The sequence below is a fragment of the Actinomycetospora sp. ABD4_176 genome, assembly GCF_056311855.1.
The window spans coordinates 4,019,439-4,042,626 of the sequence record NZ_CM149974.1 but is presented as its reverse complement, the minus strand read 5'-3'; the positions used below and the strand labels follow the sequence as shown (position 1 = coordinate 4,042,626).

Here is a 23,188-nt window from a genome sequence, read left to right as displayed (position 1 = left end):
CCACGCTATCCCCGAGCGATGTCGCTGAAGCGGCTGTAGTGCAGCTGGTGCGCGACGGTGATGGTCGCCGTGGGCCCGTTGCGGTGCTTGGCGAGGATGAGGTCGGCCTCGCCGGCGCGCGGGTCGTCGCGCTCGAACGCGTCGGGGCGGCTGATGAGCATGACCATGTCGGCGTCCTGCTCCAGCGACCCGGACTCGCGGAGGTCGGAGAGCATCGGCTTCTTGTCGGTGCGCTGCTCGGGACCTCGGTTGAGCTGGCTGATCGCGACCAGCGGGACCTCGAGCTCCTTGGCCAGCAGCTTGAGCTGACGCGAGAACTCCGAGACCTCCTGCTGGCGGGACTCGACCTTCTTGCCCGAGGTCATCAGCTGCATGTAGTCGAGGATGATCAGCTTCAGGTCGTGGCGCTGCTTGAGCCGCCGCGCCTTCGCCCGGATCTCCATGATCGTCATGTTGGGCGAGTCGTCGATGAACAGCGGCGCCTCGCTGATCTCGCTCATCCGCCGCGCGAGCCGCGTCCAGTCGTCGTCGGTCATCGTGCCCGACCGCATGTCGGCCAGGCGGATCTTCGCCTCGGCGGAGAGCAGGCGCATGACGATCTCGGTGCGGCTCATCTCCAGGGAGAAGAACGCCGAGGTCAGGCCGTGTTTGACGCTTGCCGACCGGGCGAAGTCCATCCCCAGCGTCGAGTTGTGGGTGGGCACCATCGACCGGCCCGCGAGGTAGAGGTGATCCGAGTTGTCGACCTCGACGCAACGCACCGGCACCGACGGCACCGGACGGACGTCCACGACGTAGCGGAGCCCGCTGCGGGTGTCGTCCGTCGCCCGCCGTCGCTCCTTGTGGGCGAGGCGCTTCCGCTCGAGCCGGAAGACCTCGTCGACCGTCGAGAAGGTCACGAGGTACGCCGTGCTCGACTGCTCCGTGCGTCCCCGCACGTTCTTGGTGACCGTCGAGCAGCGCAGACCAAGGCTCGCCAGGAGCTCGGCGACATCGGCGGCGAGACGGGCGCTCGTGACCGCGAACTGCACGACCCCGGTGGGCAGCACCGTGCCGTCCGTGTCGAGCAGACCGGCCAGCAGGGCTCGGCGCTGCTCCTCCGAGGCGCGCAGGTACTCCCGCGGGATGTGCTTGTTCCCCAGGACCCCGAGCGTCCGCAGGCGGCCCTGCACCGTCCCGTGGTGGTCGCGGCAGGCCTGGCAGCGGGTGAGGCCACTGGAGGGACCGCCGCAGTCGGGGCAGGTGGGCGCCGGCACCGGGGCGGGCAGGAAGCGCGCCCGACCGCCACAGGAGCGGCCGCACGTGCGCACCTGCGACGTGCCCGGCCGGAACGGCGCGCCGCACACCGCACAGGACCGCTCCGCGGGCACGGCGTCAGCGGGCAGGCGCAGGCCGTAGCGCAGGCTCCCGACCAGCGGCGCCCGCAGACCCCCCTCGGCCTCGACGTGGCTGGCGATCTCCGGGTCGGCACTCGTGAACGACGCCGATGCCGACGTCCCGTCGCCCAGCCACACCCCGAGGGCGTAAGGCGGGACGAGGAGGTCGCGCTCGGGGAGCTGCAGCGGCGCGGCGACCCGCACCGAGTGGTTGATGCGGCCGTCGGCGGTTTCGCAGCGCAGCGTGGCCGCGATGTCGCCCGTGGTGCGCACCCGAGCGGGCACACGCGTCGATCGACGCGAGGCACGGGTGTCGGTGAGCCACTGGTGGGACTCGTCCGCCGTGATCACCGTGCCGTCGGAGAACTCGACGTCGTAGCAGGGACGACCGGTCATGACCTCGGTGGCGGCCACCACCCGTGTGGGCCGACCGGCGGCGTCGAGCAGCAGGTCGCCGACCCCGACCTCGCCCATCGTCGTCCAGCCGTCCGGGGTGGCGAGCGGGGTGTCGAGCGCGAGCGCCTTCCCGATGCCGGGCCGCGCCGCCACGATGATCATCTGGCCGGCGTGGAGGCCGTTGGTGACGTCGTCGAGGTCGGTGAAGCCCGTGGGCACGCCGAACGAGACCCCGCCGCGCGAGGCGATGGCGTCGATCTCGTCCATGGTCGGCTGGAGGACGTCCTCCAGCGCGACGTAGTCCTCGGTGACCCGGCGGTCGGTGACCTCGTAGACGGCGGCCTGGGCCCGGTCGACGATGTCGTCGGTGTCCGACCCCTCGGCCCCGTGGTAGCCGAGCTGGACGATGCGCGTGCCCGCCTCGACGAGGCGGCGCAGGATCGCGCGGTCGGCCACGATCTCGGCGTAGTAGCCGGCGTTGGCGGCCGTGGGGACCGTCGCGATGAGGGTGTGCAGGTAGGGCGCGCCGCCGATGCGCAGCAGCTCGCCGCGCTTCTCGAGCTCCGCCGACACCGTCACCGGGTCGGCGGGCTCGCCGCGCCCGTAGAGGTCGAGCACGCACTCGTAGACCGTCTGGTGGGCCGGGCGGTAGAAGTCGTCGGGCTTGAGCATCTCGACGACGTCGGCGATCGCGTCCTTGGACAGCAGGATCGCCCCCAGCACGGACTGCTCGGCCGGCAGGTCCTGCGGCGGCTGCCGGTCGAACTCCGGCGGGGCCGAGCCCGGACGCTCCGGACCCCGCCCGGACGTCCCCCGATCGTCCAGCACCGCCACGACGGTCACTCCCTCCGCTCGTCCCGACAGGCCCTCGACGATCCCGCACCCGTCGAACACCTGTTCTAGCAGTGCTCTCCGACAGCCCCCGGCTCCGACCGGGCCGGCGCGAGGCGGCGACCCGTCGGCCGCCGCCGTCGCGACCGCGTCCCGGGGCACGCTAGGTCCCCGCCCGGCGCGGCTCCAGCAGGCCCTGGGGATGGGCTGGGGACAGCCCCGGGATCGGTCCACCGAGCACACCCCCGCGGTGGGCACACACCTGGGGACAACCTGTTGGCAACACCCTCATCCGCCTCATCGGTGCAGATCAGGGGCCTGTGCGCACTGTGGACAACAAGTGGATGAAGGTCCGACCGGCGCGTCGTCCCGGGGCGTGTCGCCGGGGTGTTCACCCGCACGCGGGGCGTGTCGAGCCGAGCGGCGGGCCCGGCTCGCCGGGCGGCCCCCGGTCGGTGCCCGTCGCGCGGCCGCCGGTGATCGCCGGGTGATCGCCGGATGATCGAAGTACCGATACGGACGTTGAGTGTCAGGGACGGCACTTCGCTGACACACCGCGGCTGACACCCCCGGACACACGTCGGGCCCGGCACCAGGAGGTGCCGGGCCCGTCGTGACGTCCGACGTGGGGACTGCTGGCGGTCAGGCGCCCTGGACGTCCAGGGGCAGGTCGACCGCGACGTCCGGGTGCAGCCGGACGACGACCGTGTGGTCGCCGGTCGACTTGATGTGCCCGGAGATGTCGATGAAGCGCTTGTCGAGGTTCGGCCCGCCCTGCGAGCGAACCGCGGACACGACGTCGGCCGGCGTGACCGAGCCGAAGAGGCGCCCGCCCTGGCCGGCCTTGCCGGTGACCGTGACGGTGCCGAGGCCCTGGAGCTGCCCGGCGACCTCCTTGGCGTGGTCGAGGTCGCGGATCCGCTTGCCCTCCTGGGTGCGGCGGATCGTGTCGACCTGCTTCTGCGCGCCGCGGCTGGCGACGATGGCCAGCCCGCGGGGCAGCAGGAAGTTGCGGCCGTAGCCGTCCTTGACCTCGACGGTGTCGCCGGGGCCGCCCAGGTTGGCGACGTCGGCGGTGAGGATGAGCTTCACGTCGTCCTCCCTCAGCGCGCCGTCGACGTGTAGGGCAGCAGGGCCATCTCGCGCGAGTTCTTCACCGCGGTGGCCACGTCGCGCTGGTGCTGGCTGCAGTTGCCCGACACCCGCCGCGCGCGGATCTTCCCCCGGTCGGAGATGTACTTCCGCAGGAGGTTGGTGTCCTTGTAGTCGATCAGCTGGTTCTTGTCCTTGCAGAAGGTGCAGACCTTCTTCTTCGGCTTGCGCACCGGCGGCTTCGCCATGGTGTGTCTTCTCCTGAGCAGAACTGGGATGTGTGAGGTCTAGAACGGGGGCTCGTCGTCGTAGCCGCCGCTGCCGCCCGACGATCCGGCGGCCGGGGCCGAGGCCCACGGGTCGTCCGACCCGCCGTAGCCGCCGCCGGACCCGCCGGAGCCCCCGGAGCCGTAGCCGCCGCCACCGCCACCGCCACCGTTGCCGCCGCCGGAGCCGAAGCCCCCGCCGCCACCGCCGCCGTACCCGCCGCCGCCCTGGCCGCGGGAGGCCTTGGTGACGGACGCGGTGGCGTAGCGGAGCGAGGGGCCGACCTCGTCGACCTCGAGCTCGATGACGGTGCGCTTCTCGCCCTCGCGGGTCTCGAACGAGCGCTGCTTGAGGCGTCCCTGCACGATCACCCGGGCCCCGCGCGTGAGCGTCTCGGCGACGTTCTCGGCGGCCTGGCGCCAGATGTTGCAGCGCAGGAACAGCGCCTCGCCGTCCTTCCACTCACCGCTCTGGCGGTCGAAGGTGCGCGGCGTCGACGCGACCGTGAAGTTGGCGACGGCGGCACCGGACGGCGTGAACCGCAGCTCCGGGTCGGCGGTGAGGTTGCCGACGACGGTGATGACCGTGTCGCCGGCCATCAGTTCGCCTTGCCCCGGCGCCCGGCGAAGGCGGGGTCGCGGCGCATGACCTTGGTCCGCAGGACGGACTCGTTCAGCGCGAGCTGCCGGTCCATCTCCTTGACCGTGGCGGGCTCGCAGTTGACGTCGAGGACCGCGTAGATGCCCTCGGCGTTCTTCTCGATCTCGTAGGCGAGGCGACGGCGGCCCCAGACCTCGACGTTCTCGACGGTGCCGCCGTCCTTGCGGACGACGTTGAGGAACGTCTCGAGGGACGGGGCGACGGTGCGCTCGTCGAGGCTCGGCTCGAGGATCACGACCAGTTCGTAGTGGCGCACGAGAACCACTCACCTCCTGTGGGCTATGCGGCCACGGACGTTCCGTGGCAGGAGGGTCTCGGTCCGATCAGGCTACCAACCTGCGGTGCTGCTCCCGCCGAGGCCCTACCGGGTCCGACGCAGCAGCCCGCCCGACGGTTCCGTCGGGTGCGCAGGTCAGGCCGGTACGGGTGCGCGGCCCGCGGACGGGGTGCGCACGGCGCCGGCCTCGTCATCGGTCTCGTCGAGGTCCTCGTCCGTCTGCACCGCGTCGGCCGTGTCCACCGCGCGGGTGGCGTCGGTGTCGCCGGCCCCGGTGGTCGCGGCGGTCTCGCCGGTCCGGGCGTCGTCCCCCTCGGGCGCGTCCGCGGACATGACCGACGACGTCGTGGCCTTGCCCAGCACGACACGGCGGACCGTGAAGGCCGCGACGCCCGACAGCGCGAGGACCGCGATCAGCGCGGGCACGCCCACGCCGCCGGTGCTCAGCCCGTCGACCGGCAGCGCCTGGACCTGGCTGGCGGTGGTCACCGCACTCGCCGGGTCGTAGCCGAGGTAGGCGGGAGCGCCGGCGCGCAGGCCGGGGAACGCGGAGCCGAGCAGCGCGTTCGGGTCAGGGGCACGCACGCCGGGGGCCGGGCCCGACGCCGAGCGCAGGAACGACGAGGGCAGCGCGCCGAACGCGGGCGCGAACGCCGGCGCGGCGGCCGCGGCCTGCTGCGGGGTGAGCGTCGGCACCGCCGCGGCGGCCGGCGCGGGGGTGCGGGCGGCGCGGGACGCCGAGGTCGGCGCCTCCTGCGGCTCGGGGTCGAGCACCGCGCCGGTGCTGCGGCTGAGCTGGTCGGTCGCCGGGCGCAACGGCGGGGCGGCCTGCGCGACCTGCTCGGAGACGGGCTCGACGACCTCGACCTGCACACGGCAGAGGAGCCCGCCGACGAGCTTGGTGATCGGGTCCATGCCGCGGGTGACCTCGCGGACGATCGGCAGCCCGAGGTCGGGGATCACCTTGACGCTCTGACCCGGCTCGGCGCGGACGGTCTCTCCACAACGCGCCTCGACGACGTCGTCGGCGGCCGGGGCCGCCGGCGCCGCCAGCGCGGACCCGGCACCGAGGAGGAGCGTTCCCGTCAGCACGCCACCCGCGAGGGCGGTCGTGAGCAGGCGGGGAGCACGCAGCGCCATGAAGGGGACCTTTCTCCGACTGCCCGGGGGAGTGCCGGCGGAGCCCCACGGGGGAGCGGGCCGACCGGCGGCACGTGCTGACCAACGAGGAGGTCGCCCGGTGGTGACGCCCAGCCTCACCCACCCGCCGAGGTCGTCGCCCAGCGACACGCCCGCCGGTGCGGACCCGCCCTCATCGAGGGACTGCGGACCGCTCCCGCCCGCGCCGAAGCAGGCGCCCGACGGGACGGCCGACCGCCCCACCGACGGCACCGAGCACCGCGTCGGCCCGGGCCAGGCGACGCACCTCGTCGGGAGCGCCGTCGAGCACGCCGCCGTCGGGGTCGTCGAGCCCGCGGGAGAAGGACGGGTCGCGCGGCGTGCGGATCGGGTCGTGCTCGGGGCGCAGGACCGACCGGACGACCAGCGCGGCGACGGCGAGGACCGCGACGTCGCGCACGATGACGGCGCCGTAGAACCAGGGCGCCGGCAGGCCCTTGGCGTCGGTGCCGAGGTAGTAGTACATCCGCGGCGCCCAGACCAGCGCGTCGAGCAGCATCCAGACCAGCAGCGGGCGCCACCGCGGGTAGGCGAGCACCGCGAGCGGCACGAGCCACAGCGAGTACTGCGGGCTCCACACCTTGTTGGTCAGCAGGAACGCCACGATGACGAGGAAGGCGATCGCCGCGAACCGCGGTCGCCGCGGCGCCCGCACGACGAGCACCGCGATCGCCAGGCAGCACACCGCGAACAGCACGGCGCTGACGGCGTTGAGCACCGTCGGCGGCTGCCCGGGAGCCAGCGGGCCGTCGAACCCGCTCCACCCCGTGAGCCCGGCGACGACGTTGTAGAGCGAGTCGGGGTCGGCGCCGCGTTCACCGTTGAGCCGGAAGAACTCCCACCAGCCCGCGGGCGCGAGGAAGGCCACCGGCAGGTTGACCAGCGCCCACGCCGCCACCCCGGCCGCGGCCGCCTGTGCCCACGCCCGCATCCGCCCGGCACGCAGGCAGAGCAGCAGCAGCGGGAAGAGCAGGAACAGCGGGTAGAGCTTCGCCGCCGCCCCGATGCCGAGGACGACGCCGGCGAGCACCGGTCGGCGCCGCGACCACGCGAGCATCCCCAGCGTCGCGGCGGCGACGGCGAGGGTGTCGAAGTTCGTGAAGGCGTGCACCGCGACCAGGGGCGACACCGCGGCCAGCGCGGCGTCCCACGGTCGCCCGGGTCGCAGCCGGACCACCGCCCAGATCGTCACCAGCCACGCGAGCGCGAGCCAGAACGCCGAGAGGTCGAAGTACACGACCACCGCGAGCCCGCCGGGGAGCAGGCCCGCGTCGGCACCGGCGAGCCAGAGGTCCGCGAGGCGCGCGTTGGCCCACTGGAAGAACCCCGTGAGCACCGGGTACTCCATGTAGCGGACCTGCTCGCTGCCGTCCTCGCGGCGGTCGACCCACGACGTCACGTACGGCACGCCGCCGACGTCGAGGCGTTCGGCGGTGTAGAGCGGGACCGTGTCCGAGTAGCACATCGCGACGTACTGGCGGCCGTCGCGCCAGTCGAGCTCGAGCCCGTCGTCGCCCGGGTACTGCTGCAGACACGGCGCCTTGGCGAACCACGCGAGCGCGAGCACGACGACCGCGAGCAGCAGCACCACCCGCAGCGGGGTCAGGAACCGCGCCCGCCCGGCGACGGCGTGCTCGCCCAGCGGCCCCCCGACCGCCGCCGAGAGCGACGCGACGAACGGGTCCTCCTGGGTGGGCCGCACCCGCTGGTCGGGGCCGAGCGACGCGGGGTCGTGAGTGCGCGCCCGCGACGAGCCGGAGCGGGTCGGGGCGCCGGTCACGCGCCCCGTCCTCCGCACCCGACGTCAGCCATCACCGAACAGGCCGCCGCCGTCGCCGCCGCCACTGCCGCCGCCGTCGCCACCGTCGCCACCGTCGCCACCGTCGCCGCCCTGGCCGTCACCACCGCCGCCCTGGCCGCCGTCGCCCTGGCCGCCGCCCTGACCGCCCTGGTCACCGCCGCCGCCACCGCCGTCACCGCCGTAGTAGCCGCCGTCGTAGCCGCCGTCGTAGCCGCCGTCACCGCCGTACTGGCCCTGGTCGCCCTGGTCGTCGCCCTGCTCGCCGCCCTGGTCCCCGCCCTCGGGCGGGCACGGCCGGCCCTCGACGCACTCCGGCTCCGGCGGTGCGGTCGGCGTGGTCTGGGGCGGGGTGCCGATCGGCCGGAACTCCGAGAACTGCTCGACCGGGTCGTCGCTCAGGGCGTCGTTCATGTAGCCCTGCCAGATCTGGCCCGGCATGCCGCGGCCGTAGATCGGCGCCCCGCTGCCGTTCTTGATCGGCGTGTTGTCGTCCGTGCCGACCCACACCGCCGTGGAGATCGAGGGCGTGAACCCGACCATCCACGCGTCGTTGTTCTGGCCCTCCACCGACGACTGCACGGTGCCCGTCTTCGCGGCCACCGGGCGGCCCCCGGCCAGGGGGATCCCGGAGTGGTCGGCCACCTGCAGCATCGCCTCGGTGACGTTGCGGGCGAGCTGCTGGGTCATGCGCGTCTCGCCCGCCGGCGCCCCCGCGTCGTAGAGCACGCGCCCGTCGGCCGTGGTGACGCGGCTGACGAGGTGCGGGCGGTGGTAGACGCCGTCGGCGGCGAACGTGCCGTAGGCCGCGGCCATGTCGCCGGGGCGGACCTCGCGGTCACCCAGCGAGATGCCGCCCGAGGGGTTCGGGAGTTCGGCGCTGATGCCGGCCTGGTGCGCCGCGTCGGCCACGCTCTGTGGGCCCACCTGGACGCCGAGCTGGTAGAAGACGGTGTTGATCGACTGCGTCATGGCCGTGCGCAGGTCGCAGTTCGCGCAGTTCTCGCCCTCGTTGTTCTCGACCTCGGTGCCCGCGATCGTCTGCGGGCTCGAGCCGTCGAACGTCGTGCCGAGACCGATCGGCGAGGGGTTGCGCTGCAGGCCCGCGAGCAGCACGAACGGCTTGAACGACGACCCGGGCTGGCGGCGGGTCTGGGCGTAGTCGAACCCGGAGCCGTCCTCCCCGCCGTAGTAGGCGAGCACCGCGCCGGTGCGGGGGTCGACCGACACCAGGGACGTCCGCAGGTTCCCCGGCTGACCGCGCAGCTGGCGCTCGACCGACTCGACGGCCTCGTCCTGCAGCTCCGGGTCGATGGTCGTGGTGACCTGCAGACCCTCCTGGTTCACCTGCTGCTCGGTGATCCCGTAGGAGTTCAGCTCGTCGCGCACCGCCGAGACGATGTGGCCGCGGTCGTTGTCCGGGATGCCGCTGCGGCGCGGCTGGGGCGGGATGGTCGCCGGGAACGTCTGGCCCGCGCGCTCGCCGGCCGGCAGCCAGTTCTGGCTGACCATGCCGTCGAGGACGAAGGTCCAGCGCTGCTGGGACATGCCGGGGTCGACCGCGGGGTCCCAGCGCGACGGCGACTGGATGAGCCCGGCGAGCATCGCGCCCTCGGACACCGTGAGCTGCGAGACGTCCTTGCCGAAGTACGCCTGCGACGCGGCCTGGATGCCGTAGGCGCCGCGGCCGAAGTAGATCGTGTTGAGGTAGTTGCCGAGGATCTCCTCCTTGGACTGCTCCTGGGAGATCTTCGCCGCGATCACCACCTCGCGGTACTTGCGCCACAGCGAGTACTCGTCGCCCACCAGCACGTTCTTCACGTACTGCTGGGTGACCGTCGACCCGCCGCCGGAGCCGCCGGTGGCCTGGTTCCACGTGGCGCGCAGGATGCCGACGGGGTCGAACCCGAGGTTCGAGTAGAACGAGCGGTCCTCGGCCGAGAGCACCGCCTGCTGCACGTGCAGCGGCACCTGGGTGACCGGCACCTTGATCCGGTTGCCCTGCTCGGGCACGAGCGAGGCCAGCGACGACCCGTCGGCGTAGGCCATGGTGGCGACCTGGTTGTTGGCCGCGTCGTCGGGCGTCGGCACGCGGAAGAAGATCCAGCCGACCGCGAACGCGAGCACCGGGCCGAGGATCACCAGGCCGAGCAGCAGGAGGACGACGCGCCGGATGCGGCGTCCGCGGCGCTTCGGCTCGGGGCCGGGCGGGCCGGGTCGGCCGGGTCGGCGGCCGCGCGGGGGCTCGTCGCCGCCGTCGTCGCCCCCGCCGGGACGCGTGCGCGCCGGCGCCACGGCCGTGCCCGAGAGCCCGCCGGCGGCCATGGCGGCGCGCGACGACCCGGACGCGGCGGTCGGCGCCATCGCGCGCGTGGCCGAACCGTGGGCGCCGTCGCGGCCCTCCTCGCCGGCGCTGCGGGAGCGCGCGGTGTCGTGGGTCAGCAGGCGCGGCTCGCGGGCCGTCTCGCGGCCCTCGGGCGGCGTGACGGTGCCGACGGCGCTCCGGCGCGCGCCGTTCGCGACCGTCGGCGCGTCGATCGGGTGGTGGTCGTCCTGGCGGGTGGGGTTCTGCGATGGGGGGACGGGGCGCCAGCCCGGGGGCAGGCCGCCGTCGGGGTGCGGGGCGCCGTGGTGGGGAGCCGGCCGGTGCGGCCCGGGCCGGCCGGGGCCCGGCGGGGGGCCGGGCGGCGGTCCGCCGGGCGGGCGGCCGGGGGCGCCGCGGGGTGGGCCGGACGGGGAGCCGGGCGGGCCGCCACTGGCGCCGGGTCGGGCCGGCGGTGCGGGCGGGGTGCCGCGGTCGGGCGCGGGGGGTCGTCCACCCCCGCGGTCCGTGCGCCGCTCGTCGTCCACCGATCGCCTCCCGATCCCGGGTGGTGCCCTTGTTCAGGCCCGAGGGCCCTCCCGTCGGTCCCGGGGGCCGCGACCGGCCGGAGCCGTCAGGGGGAGGCGGTCCGGCGGCGCCGGCGGCCTCCTCCCGACGCGTCGTCGGTCCCCAGGACGTATGACTGTACGAGGTGGTTCCACCGGCACGACCGGCAGACCTCCACGACGTGGACGGTGAACTCGCTGATCGCATCCGCCAGACGGCTGATCTCGTCGGCGGAACGAGCGGATCCGGCGGCCGCACCGAGGCGTTCGCCGAAGATCCAGTTGACCTCGACGAGCTGTTCCTGCCGGCAGAGCGGGCACGGCCGGGGGCTCGGGCGGCCGTGGTACGAGGCCGCCTGGAGCAGGTAGACCCCGGCGTCGCAGGCGTCCGCGGTGGCCACGCGTCCGGCCGCGACGTCGGCGAGCACCGCGCGGCGCTGCAGCGCGTAGTCGACCACCTGACGGACTCCCGGCACGACGCCAGCCTAGCCACCGCGACCGCAGTCCGTCCCCTGCTCCGGCGAGGCCCGGGCGCCCCCCGGATGTGACGTGATCGCCGATGAGGGGTCGCGTGATGTATCGGTTCGATATGGTCGACGCGAGGTCGCCGTGATCGTCGCGACGACCCGGCGGTCGACATGTACGCGAGGGGGGAGGCGGCCGGTGCTCGAGCTCGCGGTCCTCGGCCTGCTCCACGAGGCGCCGATGCACGGCTACCAGCTGCGCAAGCAGCTCCACGCCCGCCTCGGCACCTTCCGCGCGTTCTCGTGGGGCTCGCTCTACCCGACCCTGCGCCGGCTCCAACGTGCCGGGCTGATCGCGGAGACCGCCGACGCGGCGGACGACGCCGCCGACGAGCACACGGTGGACGCGGGTACCGCCGCGTCCTCCCGGTCCCGGTCGACACGGTCGGCGTCCCGAGGCTCCTGGGGCTCGAAGACGCGCCGCGGGCGCCGGGTGTTCGAGCTGACCGCCGAGGGCAAGGACCGCTTCGACGAGCTGCTCGGCGAGGTCGGTCCGCAGGCCTGGGACGACGAGAGCTTCGGCATCCACCTGGCCTTCTTCTCCCGGACCCCGGTCGAGGTGCGCATGCGCATCCTCGAGGGCCGGCGGCGGCAGGTCGAGGAGCGTCGCGAGGGTCTGCGCTCCACGTTGTCCCGGGCCGGCGAGCAGATCGACCACTACACCCGCGAGCTGCACCGCATCGGCCTCGAGTCCACCGAGCGCGAGGTCCGTTGGCTCAACGAGCTCATCGCCGCCGAGCGCGCCGAGAGCTCGCCCCCGACCCCCGACGACGAGCCGGGCACCACCGCCCGCCCGTCCCCCCACGGCGCCTGACACCCCACAGGTCCGTCACCCGTCACCCCCGAGGAAGAGACAAGAGGAGAACTGCCATGGGTTCGGTCCGAGTGGCGATCGTCGGCGTGGGCAACTGCGCCGCGTCGCTCGTGCAGGGCGTGCAGTACTACGCCGACGCCGACCCGGCCACGCGGGTGCCGGGTCTGATGCACGTCGACTTCGGCGGGTACCACGTCCGCGACCTCGAGTTCGTGGCCGCGTTCGACGTCGACGCCAAGAAGGTCGGCCAGGACCTCGCCGACGCCATCGTGGCGTCGGAGAACAACACGATCCGCATCGCCGACGTGCCCCCGACCGGCGTGACCGTGCAGCGCGGTCACACCTACGACGGCCTCGGGCGCTACTACCGCGAGACCATCACCGAGGCCGACGGCGACCCGGTCGACGTCGTCGCCGCGCTGCGCGAGGCCCGCGCCGACGTCCTCGTCTCCTACCTGCCCGTGGGCAGCGAGGACGCCGACAAGTTCTACGCGCAGTGCGCCATCGACGCCGGCGTGGCGTTCGTCAACGCGCTGCCGGTGTTCATCGCGTCGGACCCCGAGTGGGCGCAGAAGTTCACCGACGCGGGCGTGCCGATCGTCGGCGACGACATCAAGTCGCAGGTCGGCGCCACCATCACCCACCGCGTGCTCGCGAAGCTCTTCGAGGACCGCGGCGTCCACCTCGACCGCACGATGCAGCTCAACGTCGGCGGCAACATGGACTTCCGCAACATGCTCGAGCGCGAGCGCCTGGAGTCGAAGAAGACGTCGAAGACCAACTCGGTGACGTCGCAGATCGACCGCGACATGGGCAAGGGCAACGTCCACATCGGCCCGTCGGACCACGTGCCGTGGCTCGACGACCGCAAGTGGGCCTACGTGCGCCTCGAGGGCCGCGCCTTCGGCGACGTGCCGCTGTCGCTGGAGTACAAGCTCGAGGTCTGGGACTCCCCGAACTCCGCGGGCATCATCATCGACGCCGTCCGCGCGGCGAAGATCGCGATGGACCGCGGCATCGGCGGCCCGCTGCTCGCGCCGTCGTCGTACTTCATGAAGTCGCCGCCGGAGCAGTACCGCGACTCGGTGGCCTACGACCGTGTCGAGGAGTTCATCCGCGGCGAGCGCGGGCCCGCCTGACGCGTCGTGCCCGGCCGTGGGTTCTGAGCGAAGGGCACCTTCGGTCGAATAGGTCGGCGAGGGGCGCCCCTCGCCGGAGTCGTGCGCAGCACCCGGGTTGTGAGCGAAGGGCCCCTTCGATCGAGTAGATCGATCGAAGGGGCCCTTCGGTCGTTCCGGGCGGATGCTCAGGCCGCGGTGACCTGCCGGGCTCGCAGCTCCTCGAGAGCCGCCCGGAGCTTGCGGCGCACCCCCTCGGGGTTCTCGCGCAGCTCCTTCGGCGTCACCGGGACGACGAGGTACCCGGCCGCGGCGAGCTCGCCGTGCCGACGCATGGTCGAGTCGTAGGCCTCGAGATCGGCGTGGTGGGCGAACGAGTGGAGCTCGATCACGAGCGGGACCCCGTCGACCAGCGCATCGACGGTGGCGAGGGGGGAACCGTCGACCCGCCGCAGCGCGACGTTCCACCGGACGGCGGGGAAGTCGTCCATGCCGAGCACCAGCTCGCGCAGCCACGCCTCCGCCGCCGACAGGATGCCGTCCTCCAGCTCGGTGATCACCGTCCGCACGAGCGCGGCGCCCCGGCACGAGCCTTCCTCGACCTCGGTGCGCAGCGCGGCGACCGTGACCAGGCGCCGCTGGACCGCCTCGCAGAGCAGGGCGCGGACGTCGTCGATCCGGGTCAGGCGCCGCGCGCCGTCGACGAGCGCCCGGGGTAGCGAGGCGCAGCGGATCCCGTCGAGCACCCGGGTGGCCGGCATGCGCGTCGTCCGTTCGACGAGCAGGAACCCTTCGGATCGTCGCCGGTTCCGGTGCTCGATCAGGACGTGGACGTCGCCGTGCTCCGGCACACGCTCGAGCCCGTGGAGCCGGCACGCGGCGAGACCGGTGACCACGGCGTCGTCGCCGGCGGCGAGCAGCGCACCGACGAGACGTTGACGGACGGTCAGCGCGGCGCGGGCGAGCGCGACGAGCCCGAGGACGGGGCGCCACCAGGAGCCGCCGACCTTCCGGCAGCGGAAGGCGATGGTGCTCGACGGGACGCCGAGCGCGAGGAGGTCACGGACGAGGATGAGGCCGTCGGGGGCGGCGGCCTGCACCGCTTGCCAGTCGACCCGTGCACGACGGGGCATACCTGGTTCGACGCACCAGCGGGGTGTGCGGCTCCCGTTCTGAGCGAAGGGGCCCTTCGCTCAGGTCGACGACGTGGCGCGCGGCCGGTCGGCGTTCCGGCGAAGGGCGCCCGCCGCCCGGCTATCCGACTGAAGGTGCCCTCTCCGCTCAGAACCGCCGGGCTCACCGCCACCCTCGGCGTTCCGGCGAAGGGCGCCCGCCGCCCGGCTATTCGACCGTAGGTGCCCTTCGCTCAGAACCAGCGGGCTCAGCGGACGACGTTGACCAGGCGCCCGGGCACGACGATGACCTTGCGCGGCTCGGCGCCGGCGAGGAGCTCGACCACCTTGGCGTCGCCGAGCACCGCCGCGCGGACCTCGTCCTCGGCGGCGGTCGCCGGCACCGTGATGCGCGAGCGGACCTTCCCGTTGACCTGGATCGGGTACTCGACGGTGTCCTCGACCAGCAGCGCCGGGTCCGCCTCCGGGAACGGCGCGTAGGCCAGCGTGTGCGGGTGGCCCAGCCGCGACCACAGCTCCTCGGCGAGGTGCGGGCACAGGGGCGCGAGCAGCAGCACCAGCGGCTCGGCCACCGAGCGCGGCGTGCCGCCGTCGGGGTAGGCCTTGGTCAGGTGGTTCGCCAGCTCGATGAGCTTCGCGACGGCGGTGTTGTAGTGCATCGCGGGCAGGTCGGTGCGCACGCCGTCGATCGCCTTGTTCAGGGCGGTCAGCGTGTCGCGGTCCGGCTCGGCGTCGGCGACGCGCAGCTCGCCGGTCTGCTCGTCGATCACGAGGCGCCAGACGCGCTGCAGGAAGCGGTGCGAGCCCACGACGTCGCGCGTCGACCACGGGCGCGAGGCCTCCATCGGGCCGGTCGACATCTCGTAGAGGCGGAAGGTGTCGGCCCCGTAGGCCTCGCACATCTCGTCGGGGGTCACCACGTTGCGCAGCGACTTGCCCATCTTCCCGTACTCCTGGCGCACCGGTTCGCCGTTCCACGTGAATCCGGTGGCGGCGGAGGCGTCCTCGACGACCTCCTCGGCCGGCACGTAGACCCCGCGCGCGTCGGTGTAGGCCCAGGCCTGGACGTAGCCCTGGTTGAACAGCTTGCGGAACGGCTCGGACGACGAGACGTGCCCGAGGTCGAACAGCACCTTGTGCCAGAACCGGGCGTAGAGCAGGTGCAGCACGGCGTGCTCGACGCCGCCGACGTAGAGGTCGACGCCGCCCGGGTCGCCGGGTCCCTGCGGGCCCAGCCAGTAGCGCTCGACGTCGGCGTCGACGAAGCGCTCCTTGTTGTCCGGGTCGAGGTAGCGCAGGTAGTACCAGCACGAGCCCGCCCACTGGGGCATCGTGTTGGTCTCGCGGCGGTAGTCGGCGACGCCGCGCTCCGGGTCGGACTCCAGGTCCGCGGTGAACGACACCCACTCGGTGGCGCGGGCCAGCGGCGACTCGGGCGACGAGTCGCGGTCGTCGGGCGCGAACGACTTCGGCGCGTAGTCCTCGACGTCGGGCAGCAGCACCGGCAGGTCCGACGCGGGCAGTGCGCGCGGGATCGAGGGCCCGCCGTCGGTCTCGCCCTCGGCCGCGTAGGCGATCGGGAACGGCTCGCCCCAGTAGCGCTGGCGGGAGAACAGCCAGTCGCGCAGCTTGTACTGCACCACCGGCTCCCCGGCTCCCCGGCCGGCGAGCCAGGCGACGATCGCCGACTTGGCCGCATCGACCTCCAGCCCGTCCAGGCTGATCTCGTCGTTGGCGGAGTTGATCGCCGGACCGGCGCCGACGTAGGCCTCGCCGTCGAAGCCCGCGGGCGGCGCGACCGTGCGGCGGATCGGCAGGCCGAAGACGGACGCGAAGTCCCAGTCGCGCTGGTCCTGGCCGGGCACCGCCATGATCGCGCCGGTGCCGTAGCCCATGAGGACGTAGTCGGCGACGAAGATCGGCAGCGGCTCGCCGTTGACCGGGTTGGTCGCCCAGGCCCCGGTGAACACGCCGGTCTTGTCGCGGGCCTCCTGGCGCTCGAGGTCCGAGCGCTGGGCGACGACGCGGCGGTAGCCGGCGACGGCCTCGACGGGGGTCGCGGCGCCGCCGGTCCAGCGCCCGTCGAGCTCGTCGCCGGTCGGCGGCGAGGGCCAGCCGTCCGGGGTCAGCGCGTCGACCAGCGGGTGCTCCGGCGCCAGGACCAGGTAGGTCGCGCCGAACAGGGTGTCCGGGCGGGTGGTGAACACCTCGATCGGGCCCGCGTCCGAGCTGAACCGGACCTGCGCGCCCTGCGAGCGCCCGATCCAGTTGCGCTGCATCGTCTTGACCGAGTCGGGCCAGTCCACGCCGTCGAGGTCGTCGGCCAGGCGGTCGGCGTACGCGGTGATCCGCATCATCCACTGGCGCAGGTTGCGCCGGAACACGGGGAAGTTGCCGCGCTCGGAGCGCCCGTCGGCGGTGACCTCCTCGTTGGAGAGCACCGTGCCCAGCGCCGGGCACCAGTTGACCGGCGCGTCGGCGAGGTAGGCCAGGCGGTGGCCGTCGAGCACCCGGTCCTGCTCGGGACGCGACAGCGTCGCCCAGTCGCGGCCGTCGGGCAGCGCGCGGATGCCGGCCGCGAGCTCCTGCTCGAGCTCGGCGATCGGGCGCGCGCGGCCCGCCTCGACGTCGTACCAGGACGCGTGGATCTGCAGGAAGATCCACTGGGTCCAGCGGTAGAACTCGACGTCGGTGGTGGACACCGAGCGGTGCTGGTCGTGGGCGAGCCCGAGCTGGCGGATCTGCGCGCGGTAGCGCGCGATGTTCGCCTCGGTGGTGGTGCGCGGGTGGGTCCCGGTCTGCACGGCGTACTGCTCGGCCGGGAGACCGAAGGCGTCGAAGCCCATGGTGTGCAGCACGTGGCGCCCGGTCATGCGCAGGAAGCGGCCCAGGACGTCGGTGCCGATGAACCCCAGCGGGTGCCCGACGTGCAGGCCGGCGCCGGACGGGTAGGGGAACATGTCCATCAGGTAGAACTTCTCGCCCGCGGGCGGCGGGCCGCCCGGGGACGGGTTAGCGACGGCGAACGTGTCCTGCGACTCCCAGAGGTCCTGCCAGCGCCGCTCGATGTCGTTCGCGAGCGCGGCGGTGTAGCGGTACGGCGGGACGCCGCCAGCACCACTGCCGCCGCCGGGGCCACCGGCACTGTCGGCGCGGCTCGCCACCTCGGGCTCGGCGGTCACGGCACTCCTCCTGGGTATCGACCTCGGGTCGTCCCGCGGGGAGCCCGCGACCGGGTCCGGCGGTCCGTCGGGGATGGTTCGCCGTCGACCCGCGCGCCGCGCCCCACGGGGGCACCGCGGATCCCGCGAGGACGCCGCCGAGCCTACTCTGGGGGTGTGATCGTCCCGGCCCTGGTCCTGGCGGTGGCGGCGCTCGTGGTGGGCGGCGCCGGACTGCTCGCCCTGCGGCACCGCCTGCCGCGCAACCGCGTCCTCGGCATCCGCACCGTGTGGACCATGCACAGCGTCGACGCCTTCCGCCGCGCCAACCGCGCCGCCGCGCCCGCCTTCGTGGGCGCGGGCGTGGCCGGGCTCGCGGGGGCCGGGTCCGCGCTCGGTGCGGCGTCCACCGGCGCCGGGGTGACGATGCTGGTGCTCGGGACGCTCGCGCTGGTCGGGCTGCTGGGCGCCGGGGGCGTCGTCGGCGCGCGGTTCGCCGACGCCGAGCAGGCCGAGCACGAGGCGCTGGCGTCGCTGCCCGCGGCGCCGTGCACCGCGGGCCTGCCCGAGGAGCCGGAGGCGCCCGCCGACTGTGCTCCCGCCGCCGGGGCCTGCGGGGGTTCGTGCGCGATCTGTCCGCGGGCCGCCGCCGACTCGGGGGCCTGAGGGGTCACCAGCCCCAGGTGCCCGGCGCGCCCTTGAACGGGCCGACGACGTCGCGGGTGATCCAGCCGCCGTAGAACCCGCCGGGCTGGGGCTCGACGCGCTCGCCGTCGAGGGTGATCTCGTCGAACGGCGCCGGGTAGAGCGCGACCCGGTCGGCGAGCTCGGGGTAGACGGCGTCCTGCGGGTACCACCAGCCGACGTCGGTCAGCGGCGCCGCGCCCGGCACGACGACGTCGACGTAGCGCGCCGTGCCCTTCCACTCGCACACGGTCCGGCGCTCGGCCGGGCGCAGCACGCCCTCGGTGAACGCGGTGCGTGGGAGGTACCAGGTCGGCGGGTGGCTGGTCTCGAGCACGCGCACGAGGTCGTCGGTGTCGGCGACGACCGTGCCGGCGTGCGTGACCACCGCCCGCCGGCGCACGGCCTCCGCCCGCGGGGGGCGCGGGTAGTCCCACACCGACTCCTGCCCGGGACCGGGTTCGACGCGTCGCACGAGGGTCACGCTAGGCCCGACCGGGCGCGCGGGCGCGGCGAGCGAACGGGGCGTTCGTGCGCGTAGAAGCAGCGAGATACCCGTTCGCTGCAGAACTCCGGCGCGCCTAGGAGACTGCTGAAGAAGTCAGCGCGTCGAGGCTGGTGGTCGGCGGGTGGGCTGGGATCCTTGTCGGGTGCAGGGTCGCTCTGATGATCAGCGTGAGTTGCTGGATGTGGAGTCGGTCGCCGGGCATTTGCTGAAGCCGGGCAGCGTGTTCGCGTTCCTGGCTGCGCATCGGGCCCGGCTGTTCGCCCCGGAGCTGTTCGCCGACCTGTTTCCCACCCGCCGCGGCCGGCCGAGTGTGCCGCCGGAGGTGGTGGCCACGGTGCTGGTTCTGCAGGCCCTGCACGGCCTGTCGGACCGGGAAGCTGTCGAGGCACTCACGTTCGATCTGCGGTGGAAAGCCGCCTGCGGGCTGGCGATCACCGACACCGCGTTCGACGCCTCGACGCTGACCTACTGGCGACGCCGGCTGGCCGCCTCGAACAGCCCGAACCGCATCTTCGAGACCGTCGCCGCGGTGGTCGCCGAGACTGGTGCGGTGGCGGGGAAGACCCGCCGGGCGTTGGACTCGACGATTCTGGATGACGCGGTGGCCCGCCAGGACACCGTGACCCAGCTGATCGCCGCGATCCGCCGGGTCGCCCGCGACGTCGGTGCCGGCGCCGAGGTCGTCACGGCGGTCACCACGAGCGGGCATGACTACTCCCACCCGGGCAAGCCGCAGATCGCCTGGGACGACCCCGCGGCCCGTGACGAGCTGGTCTCCGCGTTGGTCAACGACGCGTTGGCGGTACTCGCCGAGCTGGAGACGCGCCACCCCGGCGGGGCCGGGCTCGACGAGCGCGCCAGTCAGGCGGTGGCGTTGTTGGCGCTGGTCGCCGGGCAGGACGTCGAGCCTGCCGAGGGCTCCGATGGCACCGACGGGCGCTGGCGCATCGCGACCAAGGTGGCCCCGGACCGGGTGATCTCCACCGTCGATCCCGACACCCGCCACGCGCACAAGTCCCGGGAGCGCCGCCAGGACGGCTACCGCGCGCACGTGGTGGTCGAGCCCGACACCGGGCTGATCACCAACACCAGGCTCACCCAAGCCTCGGGCCCGGACAACAGCGACGCCACTGTCGGTATCGCCCTGCTCACCGGCGACCCCAACCTCGAGGCCGCCGCCAGCGAGCCGGGCGAGGCGCTGGAGGTGCTGGCCGACTCGGCCTACGGCACCGGCGACGCCCTGGCCGCGCTCGAGCAGGCCGGGCACACCGCGGTGATCAAGCCGTGGCCGCTGCGCCCGACCGTCCCCGGCGGGTTCACCATCGACGACTTCACCCACGATCCGGCCGCGAGCACCATGACCTGCCCGAACGGGATCACCCGCCCGATCACTGCGAGCGGAGCAGCGATCTTCGGGGCGCACTGCCGCGACTGCCCACTGCGCGCGCAATCCACCACCGCCACCGACGGGCGCACCCTGCACCTCGGGCCGCACCACGCGCTGCAACGAGCACACCGCGCCCGGGCGAGCACCCCCGAGCACCTCGAGTCCTACCGTCGGCACCGGCCCATGGTCGAGCGCTCCATCGCCTGGCTGACCCGCGGCAACCGGCGCGTCCCCCACCGCGGCGTGGTCAAGAACAACGCCTGGCTGCACACCCGCGTCGCCGCGCTCAACCTCCGCCGAATGATCACCTTCGGACTGCACCTCGACCACGGCCGATGGGCCCTGGCCGCAAGCTGATCCGAGGACCCAGCCGACTACCGGCCCGGCTACGGCCTCGACAGCCCATCAACAACCCGCCACTATCAGCGCCGGGCGGGGCGACCTCTTGTCGCACCCACGGGTGCTGACCGCAGCACGACTGCCGAGACGCCCACCAACCCACTTCTTCAGCGGGCTCCTAGTTCCGGCGCGGCTCGGCGACGTGGGTGGCCAGCAGCGCGAGGGGGACGCCCTGGCGGCGCAGCACCCCGCCCCAGAGGTCGTAGCCGGCGGGGGCGAGGACGTCGTCGGGCAGGGCGGGCACGACGTACCAGTCGCCGCGGCCGATCTCGCCGGCGAGCTGCCCGCGGTCCCAGCCCGAGTAGCCCGCGAAGACGCGCAGGCCGCGGACGCGGGGGGCGAGGTCGTCGGGGTCGCCGTCGAGGTCGACGAGCGCCACGGGTCCGCGGACGCCGACGACGCCGCCGGTGCGGGCCGGGTCCTCGCCGGTGCGCAGCGCGGCGAGGCACAGGGCGGTGCGCTGCTCGACGGGCCCGCCGACGAACACGGCGTCCGGGCTGCTGGTGTGCGGGCCCCACGTCGGCAGGACGTCGGCGACCGAGACCTCGCTGGGCCGGTTGAGCACGACGCCGAGGGTGCCGGCGGGGCGGTGGTCGATGACGAACACCACCGAGCGCGCGAAGTTGGGGTCGGTCAGCGTCGGGGACGCCACGAGGAGCGTCCCCGCCTCGACCTCGGCCTGCTGATGTTCACCCACACCACTGGCCACGCGACCCATCGTCGCACCGCCGCACTCGGTCACGGCAGGCACGGTCCGGGTGGGGACGAGCACGCCCGACCGGGCGCCGGGGCACCGCGCGGACGGTCGACGACGGGTCACCGGGGTCCACCTCCCGGCCCCGAACGGCCCGGCCCGTTCGGGGCACCGAGCGCGTAGCGTGGGCGCCCGTGCCCGTCGCTCCCGGCCCCGTCGCGTCCCCGAGCACCGGCACCCCGACCGCGCGCGGACCGATCGGCCGGCTGCGCGAGCTGCTCACCCACCCCGGCTTCGGCAAGCTGCTGACGGTCCGGCTGGCCGCGCAGTGGGGCGACGGCGTGTTCCAGGCGGCCCTCGGGGGCCTGGTGCTGTTCAGCCCCGAGCGCGAGGCGGACCCGGTCATGGTCGCCCTCGGGCTCGCGACGGTGCTGCTGCCCTACTCGATCATCGGGCCCTTCGCCGGCGCGCTGCTCGACCGCTGGGACCGGCGCCGCGTCATGGTCGTCGCCGGCGTGCTGCGCGGGGTCCTCACGCTGCTCACGGCGGGGGTGGTCCTCGCCGGGGTCACGGGGCCGGCGCTCTACCTCGGCGCGCTGGCCACCATCGGCGTCAGCCGCTTCATCCAGGCCGGCCTGTCCGCGGCGCTGCCGCACGTCGTCGCCCCCGAGCACCTCGTCGGCGCGAACTCGCTGGTCACGACCTCCGGTGCCGTCGCCGCGGCGATCGGTGCCGGCTGCGCGATCGGCCTGCGCGGGCTGGTGGGGCCCCAGGACACCGACGCGGCGTGGACGACGGCCGTCGCGGCGGTCGGCTCGCTGCTCATCGTGGTGGTGGCGACGACGATCCGGCGCGGCACCCTCGGTCCCGACGAGCGCACGGAGGCCGCGCAGGCCCTCCGCGCCGTCGCGTCGGGCCTCGCGGACGGCGCGCGGGCCACCCGCGACGCCCCCGGCGTGCTCGCCGCGTTCGGCGCCGTCGCCGCCCACCGGCTCGCCTTCGGCGTCACGACGCTCGTGGTGCTGCTGCTCATGCGCAACTCGCTGACCGACGTCGGCCCCCTGAAGGCCGGCATCGCGGGGCTGGGCGAGGTGGTCGCGGCCGTCGCCGCCGGCCTCGGGGTCGCCGCGGTGGTGACGCCGTGGCTCACCGGCAGGGTCGGGCGCGCCGGCACGGTGCGCGTGATGCTCGTGCTCGCCGCCGTCGCGCTGCTCGGGCTCGGGCTGCCGATGACGCTGCCGACGATCCTCGCCGGGTCGTTCGTGCTCGGGCTGGTGGGCCAGGCGATCAAGCTGTGCTCGGACGCGGCGGTGCAGCGCGAGGTGGGCGACGACGTCCGCGGGCGCGTCTTCTCGCTGTCGGACACCACGTTCAACGTCACCTACGTCGTCGCCGTGGCCGGGGCGGCGTTCGTGGCCCCGCCGAGCGGGCGCTCGCCGCTGCTGCTCGTGCTGGCCGCGAGCCTCTACCTGATCGGGCTGGTGGTGCACGAGCTCGCCCTGCGCGCCGAGGGCCAGCGGCAGGCCCGGGGCCACGGTCAGGGCGGCACCCAGCCCGCGGCCCCCTCGGCGACCGTCGTGTCCACCGCGCCGTCGCCGTCGGTGTCGACCAGCAGCAGGTCCCAGCGCGCCGACGCCGACCCCGGCGGCGCGCCCGACAGGTAGGCCATCTCCGCCCGGCCGTCGTCGTCGGCGTCCACGAGCAGCTGGTCGGCGTGGCCGTCGCCGTCGAGGTCGCTGACCACCTCACTGCCCGGCTCGTGGTCGGCGTCCACCACCGCACCGTCGAGCACCCCGTCGCCGTCGGTGTCGAGCGCGGGGTCGGCGCGGGCCGCGCGGCCCCGGACGTCGGTCCACTCCAGGGCGGCCCCGGCGGTCGGCGCCGTCGGCGCCGCCGCGACGTCGAGGGGCGCCCGCGCGTCCCACAGCCCGCGGCCCGAGGGGTCGGTGTAGGCGTGGTCCGGACGGCCGTCGTCGTCGAGGTCGAGCAGCGAGCGGTCGGCGCTGCCGTCGCCGTCGCTGT

At 74.2% G+C, this 23,188-nt stretch carries 18 protein-coding genes; 5 read left to right on the top strand and 13 right to left on the bottom strand.

The window, feature by feature from the left end:
- Nucleotides 1-5 precede the first annotated feature (5 nt).
- From dnaB to ACYX4T_RS19565, 9 genes are all read right to left on the bottom strand, one after another.
- On the bottom strand, nucleotides 6-2,606 hold the full coding sequence (gene dnaB, locus ACYX4T_RS19605; RefSeq protein WP_476010949.1) for a replicative DNA helicase: 2,601 nt from the start codon (nucleotides 2,604-2,606) through the stop codon (nucleotides 6-8).
- Between the two features lie 639 nt (nucleotides 2,607-3,245).
- Nucleotides 3,246-3,695: a 50S ribosomal protein L9 gene (gene rplI / locus ACYX4T_RS19600; protein ID WP_476010948.1), complete on the bottom strand. Its 450-nt coding sequence runs from the start codon at nucleotides 3,693-3,695 to the stop codon at nucleotides 3,246-3,248.
- 11 nt (nucleotides 3,696-3,706) lie between these two features.
- On the bottom strand, nucleotides 3,707-3,943 hold the full coding sequence (gene rpsR, locus ACYX4T_RS19595; protein WP_116707953.1) for a 30S ribosomal protein S18: 237 nt from the start codon (nucleotides 3,941-3,943) through the stop codon (nucleotides 3,707-3,709).
- Nucleotides 3,944-3,982: 39 nt separating this feature from the next.
- On the bottom strand, nucleotides 3,983-4,561 hold the full coding sequence (locus tag ACYX4T_RS19590) for a single-stranded DNA-binding protein (protein ID WP_476010947.1): 579 nt from the start codon (nucleotides 4,559-4,561) through the stop codon (nucleotides 3,983-3,985).
- A complete protein-coding gene (gene rpsF / locus ACYX4T_RS19585) occupies nucleotides 4,561-4,887 on the bottom strand; it encodes a 30S ribosomal protein S6 (protein WP_476010946.1) in 327 nt (108 codons plus the stop codon). The genes ACYX4T_RS19590 and rpsF overlap by 1 nt, the downstream gene beginning before the upstream one ends.
- A 147-nt stretch (nucleotides 4,888-5,034) precedes the next feature.
- Complete coding sequence (locus ACYX4T_RS19580; protein WP_476010945.1) at nucleotides 5,035-6,039, bottom strand: hypothetical protein; 1,005 nt, start codon at nucleotides 6,037-6,039, stop codon at nucleotides 5,035-5,037.
- Between the two features lie 172 nt (nucleotides 6,040-6,211).
- Nucleotides 6,212-7,858: a glycosyltransferase family 87 protein gene (locus ACYX4T_RS19575; RefSeq protein WP_476010944.1), complete on the bottom strand. Its 1,647-nt coding sequence runs from the start codon at nucleotides 7,856-7,858 to the stop codon at nucleotides 6,212-6,214.
- Between the two features lie 24 nt (nucleotides 7,859-7,882).
- Nucleotides 7,883-10,726, bottom strand: coding sequence for a transglycosylase domain-containing protein (locus ACYX4T_RS19570; RefSeq protein ID WP_476010943.1), 2,844 nt, complete (start codon nucleotides 10,724-10,726; stop codon nucleotides 7,883-7,885).
- A gap of 86 nt (nucleotides 10,727-10,812) precedes the next feature.
- The gene (locus tag ACYX4T_RS19565; RefSeq protein ID WP_476010942.1) at nucleotides 10,813-11,220 is read right to left on the bottom strand and encodes a DUF5318 family protein; all 408 of its coding nucleotides are present in this window, start codon (nucleotides 11,218-11,220) and stop codon (nucleotides 10,813-10,815) included.
- Between the two features lie 187 nt (nucleotides 11,221-11,407).
- Here ACYX4T_RS19565 and ACYX4T_RS19560 point away from each other — a divergent pair, with 187 nt between their 5' ends.
- Both ACYX4T_RS19560 and ACYX4T_RS19555 read left to right on the top strand, forming a co-directional pair.
- Nucleotides 11,408-12,082 (top strand): PadR family transcriptional regulator, encoded by a 675-nt coding sequence (locus ACYX4T_RS19560; protein WP_476010941.1) that lies wholly within the window; start codon nucleotides 11,408-11,410, stop codon nucleotides 12,080-12,082.
- A 56-nt stretch (nucleotides 12,083-12,138) separates the two neighbouring features.
- Nucleotides 12,139-13,221 (top strand): inositol-3-phosphate synthase, encoded by a 1,083-nt coding sequence (locus ACYX4T_RS19555; protein WP_476010940.1) that lies wholly within the window; start codon nucleotides 12,139-12,141, stop codon nucleotides 13,219-13,221.
- 167 nt (nucleotides 13,222-13,388) lie between these two features.
- Here ACYX4T_RS19555 and ACYX4T_RS19550 read toward each other — a convergent pair whose 3' ends face one another.
- Together ACYX4T_RS19550 and ACYX4T_RS19545 are read right to left on the bottom strand one after the other, a co-directional pair.
- On the bottom strand, nucleotides 13,389-14,300 hold the full coding sequence (locus tag ACYX4T_RS19550; RefSeq protein WP_476010939.1) for a hypothetical protein: 912 nt from the start codon (nucleotides 14,298-14,300) through the stop codon (nucleotides 13,389-13,391).
- 281 nt (nucleotides 14,301-14,581) lie between these two features.
- Nucleotides 14,582-17,497 (bottom strand): leucine--tRNA ligase, encoded by a 2,916-nt coding sequence (locus tag ACYX4T_RS19545; RefSeq protein WP_476015315.1) that lies wholly within the window; start codon nucleotides 17,495-17,497, stop codon nucleotides 14,582-14,584.
- 174 nt (nucleotides 17,498-17,671) lie between these two features.
- Between ACYX4T_RS19545 and ACYX4T_RS19540 the strand changes: the two genes are divergently transcribed.
- On the top strand, nucleotides 17,672-18,160 hold the full coding sequence (locus tag ACYX4T_RS19540; RefSeq protein WP_476010938.1) for an SdpI family protein: 489 nt from the start codon (nucleotides 17,672-17,674) through the stop codon (nucleotides 18,158-18,160).
- A gap of 4 nt (nucleotides 18,161-18,164) precedes the next feature.
- On the opposite strand, the gene ACYX4T_RS19535 is transcribed toward ACYX4T_RS19540, so the two are convergent.
- Nucleotides 18,165-18,653, bottom strand: a complete 489-nt coding sequence (locus tag ACYX4T_RS19535) for a DUF427 domain-containing protein (protein WP_476010937.1) — start codon at nucleotides 18,651-18,653, stop codon at nucleotides 18,165-18,167.
- Between the two features lie 175 nt (nucleotides 18,654-18,828).
- Here ACYX4T_RS19535 and ACYX4T_RS19530 point away from each other — a divergent pair, with 175 nt between their 5' ends.
- Nucleotides 18,829-20,430, top strand: a complete 1,602-nt coding sequence (locus ACYX4T_RS19530; RefSeq protein WP_476010936.1) for an IS1182 family transposase — start codon at nucleotides 18,829-18,831, stop codon at nucleotides 20,428-20,430.
- A gap of 160 nt (nucleotides 20,431-20,590) precedes the next feature.
- Here ACYX4T_RS19530 and ACYX4T_RS19525 read toward each other — a convergent pair whose 3' ends face one another.
- Nucleotides 20,591-21,181 (bottom strand): YqgE/AlgH family protein, encoded by a 591-nt coding sequence (locus tag ACYX4T_RS19525; RefSeq protein WP_476010935.1) that lies wholly within the window; start codon nucleotides 21,179-21,181, stop codon nucleotides 20,591-20,593.
- A gap of 179 nt (nucleotides 21,182-21,360) precedes the next feature.
- On the opposite strand from ACYX4T_RS19525, the gene ACYX4T_RS19520 reads away from it, so the two are divergent.
- Nucleotides 21,361-22,830, top strand: a complete 1,470-nt coding sequence (locus ACYX4T_RS19520) for an MFS transporter (RefSeq protein WP_476010934.1) — start codon at nucleotides 21,361-21,363, stop codon at nucleotides 22,828-22,830.
- The last annotated feature ends 358 nt before the right edge of the window (nucleotides 22,831-23,188 follow it).